At 24.1% G+C, this 6637-nt stretch carries 5 protein-coding genes; 3 read left to right on the top strand and 2 right to left on the bottom strand.

Annotated elements, in window-relative coordinates:
- The first annotated feature begins 121 nt into the window (after positions 1–121).
- Genes rpmH through yidC form a run of 3 tightly spaced genes read left to right on the top strand, consistent with a single transcriptional unit; the run spans position 122 to position 2413 of the window.
- Positions 122–265 (top strand): 50S ribosomal protein L34, encoded by a 144-nt coding sequence (gene rpmH, locus MYB_RS03085; RefSeq protein WP_022934813.1) that lies wholly within the window; start codon positions 122–124, stop codon positions 263–265.
- Between the two features lie 14 nt (positions 266–279).
- A complete protein-coding gene (gene rnpA / locus MYB_RS03080; protein WP_022934812.1) occupies positions 280–618 on the top strand; it encodes a ribonuclease P protein component in 339 nt (112 codons plus the stop codon).
- Positions 608–2413 carry a membrane protein insertase YidC gene (gene yidC, locus MYB_RS03075; protein ID WP_022934811.1) on the top strand — a complete coding sequence of 602 codons (1806 nt, stop codon included), beginning with the start codon at positions 608–610 and terminating at the stop codon, positions 2411–2413. Before rnpA ends, yidC begins: the two co-directional genes overlap by 11 nt.
- A gap of 63 nt (positions 2414–2476) precedes the next feature.
- Here yidC and MYB_RS03070 read toward each other — a convergent pair whose 3' ends face one another.
- Together MYB_RS03070 and MYB_RS03065 are read right to left on the bottom strand one after the other, a co-directional pair.
- Positions 2477–4948, bottom strand: coding sequence for a valine--tRNA ligase (locus MYB_RS03070; RefSeq protein WP_022934810.1), 2472 nt, complete (start codon positions 4946–4948; stop codon positions 2477–2479).
- Between the two features lie 14 nt (positions 4949–4962).
- Positions 4963–6585, bottom strand: a complete 1623-nt coding sequence (locus tag MYB_RS03065) for a transcriptional regulator (protein WP_144084181.1) — start codon at positions 6583–6585, stop codon at positions 4963–4965.
- Between the last annotated feature and the right edge of the window lie 52 nt (positions 6586–6637).

Raw genomic sequence — 6637 nt, 5'->3', positions numbered from 1 at the left:
TTTGAGAATGTACTTAAACTAAAATATTATAATAGTTTTATTATCTTATTTTAACAAAAAATATGTTAAAATTTCTAATTTAAACAAACTTAATTTATTATCAAAATACAAAGGAGCGAAAATGAAAAGAACATATCAACCCAATAAACTAAAACACATTAAAACCCATGGGTTTAGAAGTAGAATGAAAACTGCTGATGGTAGAAAAGTTCTTTCTTTGCGTAGATTAAAAGGGAGAAAGAGATTAACTGTTTCAGATAAATAATATTTGGAATTATTTTGCATAAATTTAAAGTAATAAGAAAAAATTGAGAATTTCAAAAAATTATTGATAGTAAAAAACAAATAGTTTCTAAGAATTTGATTTTTTACTATCAACCACAAGGTTTTTTTGAAATAGGTATTTCAATACCAAAAAAATTCGCAAACTCTGTGCTAAGAAATTACTTCAAACGACAAATAAAAAGTATTATTCATGAATTAATAATAGATGATTTTTTGTTACCAAAAGTTAAATGCGTTTTAATTACAAGAAAAACCTTTTTAAACCTTAGTTTTATGCAAAAAAAAGAGAAAATCACTAAACTTTTAGAAGAACTTAACAGAAATGCTAAATAAAAAAAATAGACCTAAAGCTTTTGAATTTTTTGACAACAATCCTAAAAATTCAAATCTAGGTAAAAAAATAAATTGAAAAAATATAAGAAGAATAATTAAGTTAATTATTTATTTTTTAATATTCGGAATTACATTGACAGGATGTATTCAATCTTTTGTTGTAAAAACATCTTTCAATGTTGGTGAAGGTGTTGAATTTTATCAAAATGATTCCGAAGTTACACCTAACTATACAATTTTAAGTACTGAAACAAAAGGGAAATCTTATGAAGTTGTTCCTATTAACAAAAGCAACAACTTTTTAATATCTGCTGATAAAGTTAAAAGTAATAATGATCAAAATATTCTTTCACTTTTAAAAGAACAAAGCGAAAAAAATGGAAATTCTCAAAAATATTTTGGACAACATAGTTCTTTAATTTTATACAAAAACAATAACAATAGCTTTGAGTATTTAAAAGGTGACCTTGATAATGAATTTTTGTTTATAACTTCTGGAGACAAGGTTTATAAACAAAAAAATCAATGAACAGATATTAAAGTCCCATCTCCTAAATTTTATTTAAAAAATGGTGATATTGATATTGCTAAAGAACTTTTTAAACAAACATCTAACACAGAAGATAAAGATAGTCCTTTCTTTTTTACAATTAACAATGATTTAGTCCCATCTTACAAAAAAAATGCTAGTTTCAGTAGGGATATAATTCAATCTATTTACAACAAAATTGATACAAATACACTAGGATTCTCTAAAGATGAATTGCAAACAGCAATTGAAGAATATCAAACTAAAAAAGGTGAAGGTGTTTCGGATAAAAATAAAAACATAATTGAGAAATATTCTTTATATTTTGCTAATTTACTCAAAAATTTAAATTACAACAAAATCAATTTAGAGAAGAATACATATGAATTTAATTTAGATAAAGCAGATGGAAGTTATAAAAAGTTTGCTTTTGAAAATAATGTAGCAAGTAGTCCGATTGTCACATGAGGTGATTCTTGGGCTTATGGACCTTTTTATTCTATTTTTGTTTATCCACTTTCAAAAATAATTTTAGGGGTTTCAGAATCGCAATCATTAATCGAATGAAATGGTTGAATTACAATTTTAGCTATTGTTATGGTTGTTGTTTTGACCAAAATTATCTCTTTTATGTTTAGATTTAAAACAATTTTTGGTCAAAGCAAACAAATTGAATTACAAGCTAAAAAAGCTAAAATTGATGCAAAATACGAACCGTACAAAAATAATAAAGTTATGCAACAGCGACAAAGGCAAGAAGTTGCGGAATTATACAAAAAAAACAACTTTTCACCTTTTGCACCTTTTTCACAAGCACTTGTTACAATGCCTATTTTTATTGCGGTTTGACGTGTTTTACAAGGTATACCTAGTTTAAAAGTAACATATTTCCTTGGTTTGGAACTTTCTGCAACATCTTATCAAAAACTATTTTCTGGTGAATGGATTTACTTACCAATAATGATAGTTGTCGTTGTAACTCAAGTTTTACAACAATGAATTCCTAAATGATTGAATAAAACTAAGACACAACGTATTATGAATACTTCTGAATCAGAAGCTATGAAAAAACAGTTAAAAACTCAAAGAATAATGTCAATTGTGTTTATTTTTATAGGACTTTTATTCCAAGCATCCTTGCAAATTTATTGAATTATTGGGGCTCTTTGAGAAATTTCCCAATCACTGGGTGTACATTATCTTCAAAAATCAAAAGTTTATCGGGAAAAAATGCAACCTTGGTTGAGGAAAAAGAAAATATTATAATTTTTTTAAAAAACAAAACCACTTTAAATAAGTGGTTTTTTATATAAAACTTTTATTTTAATTTTATTTTTTATCTAAATAAAATTTAAGTTTTTCTTTAAAAGATGATAATTTTTGTTGTTCTAATTCAATTTTGTCTTTAGGGGCTTTATTTAAAAACCCTGGGTTACTCAAAATAGTTTCAGCTCTTTTAATTTCGCTTTGTAAAAATTCAATTTCTTTTTGAATTTTTAGTAATTCACTTTCTTTTTGTTTATCGGTTAAATCTATAGCAATTTCAAAATTATCAGTTTTGACTATTGTTGTTTTGTTTTCTTTTCAAATTCCAAAAGTTAATTTGTTAATTACTGAAATTTGATAATCACTTAATGAGGAGTTTAAAACACAATATTGGATCACATTTTTATTAGATATACTATATGATTCTCGATATTTTCTAATACTATCTATAATTTCAATGATATCATCCACTTCTTTTGTGTATCTGTACTTGAAAAGTTTTGGAAATCTTGATTTTAATAGTTGTTGCTTAAAGATATTTTCAAATAAGTAATCTGTAAGAAAAGGTAAAAATGGATGCAAAATTAATAATATTTTTTTAAGTATTTTTGTAGGATAAAATCCATTTGCATTAATTTTTATAAACTCAACATATCTAGAAGAAAATTCATTATAAACAAAGTTTTGAATTTCTTTTCCTATTAAGGTGAAATTGTAATTTTTAATATGCTTGTTAATTTTTTGCTTAAGTAAATACAACTTGTTTTCCATTCATAAATCAATGTTAGTTGGCTCAGTTTTATGACTTGGCAAAGAATTGATATATGCTGTAATATTTCACAACTTATTATTTAAAGCCCATCCTAATTTTAATTTTTCTTTATTAAATCTAATATCTTGTCCAGGTGTAGAATTGAAAATTAAAGATTGTCTTAAAACATCTGAACCATATTCATCAATAACATCCATAGGATCAATTCCATTACCTAAAGATTTAGACATTTTTTGTCCATTTGCATCACGAATTAATCCATGAATCAAAACTTTTGAAAAAGGTTTTTGATCTAAAATATTGAGTGAAGAAAAATACATTCTAGCTACTCAAAAAAATAAAATATCTCAACCAGTTACCATTAAACTAGTAGGATAATATTTGTTTAATTTGTTACTTTGTGGTCATCCTAAAAAAACAAAAGGACTTATTCCTGATGAAAACCATGTGTCCAAAACATCTTCTTCTTGTTTTCAGTCTTTTCCAGGAGATTCTATTTGAACCTTCATTTGATTACCTTTGTACCAAACTGGAATTTGGTGACCTCACCAAATTTGACGAGAAATTGTTCAATCATGAACATTTTCCATTCATTTTTTAATTTTTGATTCAAAAATCTTTGGGAAAAATTGAACTTTATCTTTTGAATTAAGGTGGTTTAGCATTTTTTGAGCTAATGATTTCATTTCAACAAATCACTGTGGTTTTTTAAGGATTTCAACAATTTCACCACTACGTTGTGAAATACCAACATTAGAAGTTATGTCTTCTGTTTTGATTAAGAAACCTTGTTGATTCAATAAATCTGCAATTTTACTTCTAGCTTCAAAACGATCTTGACCTTCAAAACCTGTAACAATGTTTGTTAATTTACCAAAATCATCAATGCATTCAGGAGCTTTTAAATTATGTTTTTGCATAATATCAAAATCAGCCAAACTGTGAGAAGAGACCTTCATTGCTCCTGAACCAAAGCTAATATCAACATATTCATCAGCAATAATTGGTAATAATTTTTTGGAAAAAGGATTTATAACTTTTTTACCAATTAATTTTTTATACCTTTTGTCATTTGGATTAACTGCAACTGCAACATCACCTGGTAAGGTTTCAATTCTAGTTGTTGCAACTTCTAAAAAATCTGTTGTACTATTTTCTAAAAAATAACGTAAATAGTACATTTTTTGCTCAACTGGTTGATTAAAAACTTCAATGTTAGAAATTGCTGTTTGAAATTTAACATCTCAATTTATAGCCCTATCACCTTTATACAAAAGGCCCTGATTATATAGCTGAATAAAAAATTCACTTACAGCTTCTTTAGCATCCTCATCAAGAGTAAATCTCTCTTTTGTATAATCATATGCAATACCCAATTTATTTCATTGAGCAATAATTTTTTTATATTGTTCATCTTTTCATTCATAACATTTTTGAATAAATTTTTGGCGACCTAAATCTTCTTTTTTTAAACCATTTTGGTTTAATTTTTCTTCAACTTTAGCCTGAGTTGCAATTCCAGCATGATCAACAGCTGGCAACAATAATACATCATAACCTTGTAATTTTTTGAATCTAATAACTGTATCTTGCAAATAAGTGTTTCAAGCATGTCCTAAGTGCAATTGCCCTGTAACATTAGGTGGTGGAGTTATTATTGCAAAAGGTTTTTTTGGATTTTCTGGAGCAATAAAAACGCCACTATCATTTCACTGATTAACTCTATTTAATTCTACTAATTTGTGGTCGTACTTTTTGTTCATAATTTCTCCTTTTTTTATAATTTTATTACTTCAAAGTCTTTAGTTGATTTTTCTATAATATTTAAATCAATATTTTTAGATAACTCATCAAAAGAAACTCATTGCAACCGTTTTTTCTCAAAAGTATTAAAAACATCATTTCCATTTTTTCTAATTTGACTTAATCCCATAATTAAGAATAAATGTTTTTTAATATTTCCTAATTCATTCGTGTAAAAATTACCATTATTAAAGAAATAATTGGCAAAAAAAGTGTTAAATTTAGGTTGATCTTCTAAATTATTTTTAAATTCTATAAGTGTACCTTTTTCTATAAAAATAACTGAAAAATTTTTCTTAAATTGAACTGGTTTTTTTTCAAACAAAAATAGCTGTGAATTGTTATTTTTTAAAAATATGGACAGCTCTTCTATAAAATTATTTTTTAGTTTTTCATCAAAGAAAAATGTTTCTGAATTTAGTAAAAGTAAATTAAAATTAGATGCTTTAATTTTTGCTAATTCTATAGCGAATAGCTCATTGATAGTTAAATCTTTGACTTTTCTGAAAAGAAAATTTAAATTCATTTTATTTTTGAAACAAAATTCATAAAATAATGTTTTATTTAAAAAATCACTTAATTTATTTTTATTAAATCAATTAAAAAATAAGTTCAAATCTTTTATTATATAATTTAAAAAAACAAAAAAATCAGTACTTTTGCTATTATTTTTAATAGTTTTTGCTACTTGATTTATTTGTCAAATTATTTTTTTACTTTCAAAAAATAAAAGTGAAGATCAATTGGAATATTTAAAATCTGTTTTAATAACATCTTTATGTCAAAGCAAATTAGCTTTTTCCAATCTCAAATTATTTAATTTAACACTTTCATAATATAAATCATAATCAGATAATTTGTTATCAATTTCTTTATTTAAACCATTATTAAGATGACTGTTTCTCAGTTTTTGGGCTATGCTTCTCCCATTGCTTGTTGATTGTTTGTTTTTTTGAACAAAATTAATAAAAAAGCTATAAAAAGTTTGTTTAAAAATAATATCAATTTTGTCATAATTATTTAAATCCAATCTAGTCAACAATTTTTCTGCTCATTTTTGAAATTGTTTATATAAATAAAGAAGCTGACTAGAATTAAAATATGAAAAAAATTCATCATGCTTTCAAATATTGTTTAAAAATAAGGAATATAGTTTAATTAAAAATAAAATATTCTTTTTTTCAAAATTAGATTCTTGTTTTAGCAATATTTTGTTAGTGTTGATAATATCTACAATATTTTTCATTATCGCTTTGTAAACTAGCGAAAAATTATTTTTATTTACAATTTTTTTTCAGAAAAAATTTTTTAATTCTCTTATTTTTATAGATAGAATATTCAAACCACTTATATCATTATTTCAAATTTTTTGTTTTTTATTATAAAAATTTAAAATTCTTTTATGTAAAAATTTGTATTTATTTTTAAGTTGTAAAATCTTTTTTGCAAATTCTTCATCTGATAATACTTTGTTATCTAAAGAATCTAAATAGGATGTTAAATTTTTTGAAAAATTATAAATTTCAAGTGATATATATTCAGACAATTCTTTAATATGTTTTTTGTTATTTAAATTAATTTTTTGAATTTCTCACATTGGTAGCAAAATATCAATTACCAAATTATTTTGAATTTTCTCAAAGTTATCT

This window comes from Mesomycoplasma bovoculi M165/69 (assembly GCF_000524555.1).
GTDB lineage: Bacteria > Bacillota_I > Bacilli_A > Mycoplasmatales > Metamycoplasmataceae > Mesomycoplasma > Mesomycoplasma bovoculi.
The sequence above is the reverse complement of the archived record's forward strand: the minus strand, read 5'-3'. Positions and strand labels throughout refer to the sequence as shown.